Here is a 1,548-nt window from a genome sequence, read left to right on the forward strand (position 1 = left end):
GGGTCGTCGCGGTGGGCGTTCACGGCGTGCCGGGCGATCAGCAGGAGCCGGTCACCGGAGCGGACCGGGCAGCCGCCCACCTCGCCGTCCTGGGCGGCGACCCGCGGCAGCAGGGGAGTGGGGGCGACGACCCGGAGCAGCTCGTCGGCCAGCGCCTCGGGAGCGTGGTCCCACAGCGCGTCGTCGGCTGCCCAGGCGGCGGCCCTCGGCAGGGCCGCGACCGTGGTGTTGATCGCCGCGACGGCCAGCATCGTGTCCAGGCCGGCCCGCTCGCCGCCATCGGGAGCGATCAGCCTCGTCAGGCGGCCGGCGGCCTCCTCGGCAGCTCGTCCGGTTCGGATCCGTGTCGGTCCGGGCAGGTGGACGCGGGCGGCGGCTGCGGCCGCGGCCAGCGCGGCCACCGCGAGCTCCCGCGCCTCCAGGTCACGTCGTCGCGGGGGCTTCCCCGCGTCGGAGCCGTTCGCCAGCAAGGCGGCAGCGGTCGCGCCGGCCAGGTCGGCGGCCAGCGGGACCAGGTCGACCTCGTGACCGGCGGCCAGCGGGGCCAGGCGCCCGGAAAGCATGTCCGTCCACAGCGGACCGAGACGGACGAGGGCGCCGGCACCGAGGAGGTCGGCCGTCGAGCGCCGGGTGCGGCGGTGCTCGGCGCCGTGCTGGTCGAAGAGCAAGCCGTCCCCGGCGAGCCCGGCGACCGCGCCGCCGGTGGTGCCGGCCGCGGTCCGGTCGAGCTCCAGGCCGGTGAGGGCCGCCTCGTAGGCCGCGCGGTCATGGATCAGCAGGGTGCGGCCCAGCCGCAGCACCGGCCACCGCCGGGTCGCGGCGAGCAGTGCGAACAAGACCGGATGGCTGCGCAGGTAGACCAGACGATCCCGGGCACGGCCCTTCACCGCGCCACCGCCGCCGACGCCAGCCGGGCGGCCGCGGCGCGATCCGGCTTCCGGGACCGGCCGGCCAGCGGCACGTCCGCGAAGAGCACCTCGTCGGGCCGGGCCACGCCCATCCGGTCCAGCCGTGGGCGCAGCGCGGCCCGCAGCCGGGCGTGGTCGGCGCCCGGGGCCGGCTGCACCAGCGCGACCACCCGCTCGTCCCCGTCGCCGGCCGGGACACCCACCAGGACCGCCAGCCACACACCCGGGATGTGCAGCGCCGGCTCGTAGAGGCCGGGATAGATGTTCTCGGCGCCGCGCAGGATCATGTCCTTGCTGCGGCCGCCCAGCACCACCCGGCCTCCGTCGAGGCGGCCGATGTCGCCGGTCGCCACCCACTCGATCGGATCCTCGCCGAGATATCGGTCGGCCGCGTTGGTCCCGCGCAACAGCAGCTCGCCGGTTGCCGAGGAGCCGGTGTGATCGGCGGGAGCGACGCGGGCGGTGACGCCGGGCAGAAGGGTGCCCACCAGGTCGCCCTCCTGGGTGAAGGCCGACTTCTCCCGCGACTCCACCGCCGCGGCCGGGAAGACCTCCGTCAACGCGTAGACGCCCCAGGCCTCCGATGCGCCCGCCGCGCGGACCGCCGACAGCAGCGACGCGCTGACCGGTGCCGATCCGC

The 1,548-nt window shown here is 77.0% G+C and carries 1 protein-coding gene and 1 pseudogene; both read right to left on the reverse strand.

Translation table 11 applies throughout. The features are described 5' to 3' along the window. Positions 1 to 887 (reverse strand): cytochrome P450 (locus AB0M20_RS42730; protein ID WP_364307140.1); only part of this gene is annotated, 887 nt, incomplete at its 3' end. Next, positions 884 to 1,548 (reverse strand): annotated as a pseudogene (locus AB0M20_RS42735) (long-chain fatty acid--CoA ligase); the annotation flags it as partial. The gene AB0M20_RS42730 and the pseudogene AB0M20_RS42735, both read right to left, overlap by 4 nt.

Source organism: Actinoplanes sp. NPDC051633 (assembly GCF_040681735.1).
GTDB lineage: Bacteria > Actinomycetota > Actinomycetes > Mycobacteriales > Micromonosporaceae > Actinoplanes.